This window comes from Vibrio sp. 811 (genome assembly GCF_033339195.1).
Genome location: NZ_JAWOUB010000849.1, coordinates 1 through 539, shown reverse-complemented (window position 1 = coordinate 539; position 539 = coordinate 1). Strand labels below are relative to the sequence as shown.

At 46.2% G+C, this 539-nt stretch carries 1 protein-coding gene; it reads left to right on the top strand.

The genetic code is table 11. The annotated features are described in order from the left end of the window. A partial coding sequence (locus tag R7Q46_RS29740) for a LysM peptidoglycan-binding domain-containing protein (RefSeq protein ID WP_318078664.1) occupies positions 1-539 on the top strand: 539 nt, incomplete at both ends.

Sequence of the window (539 nt, the reverse complement as noted above, 5' to 3'; positions counted from 1 at the left end):
TACAAAGTCAAATCTGGCGACTCGTTGAGTATGTTGGCGAAGAAATACGGTACGACCTCAAAAGTGATTCGTCGTGCTAACGGCCTGTCGAACAACAACATTCGCATTGGTCAGTACTTACTTATTCCGACGTCAACCAAAGACGATTCAAAGTACGCACTTACAGCGCAAAACCGTTTGAACAAAACGCAATCGCAAGCTCGTGGCCAACTGAAACTGTCACACGTTGTGCAATCGGGTGAAAGTTTGTGGTCTATCGCTCGTGACAACAAGGTTTCACACAAATCGCTAGCAAAATGGAACGGCATGGGACCAAAAGATACCCTGCGCGTCGGTCAAAAGCTGGTGATTTGGAAAAAATCAGACCAAGGCGCCGTGATTCGTACCGTGTTCTACAACGTTCGCTCTGGCGACACCATCAGTGGCATAGCAAGCAAATTCAAGGTGAAGAGCAACGACATCGTAAAATGGAACTCGCTGCATAAGCAGAAGTACCTAAAACCGGGTCAAAAACTTAAGCTGTACGTAGATGTAACTAA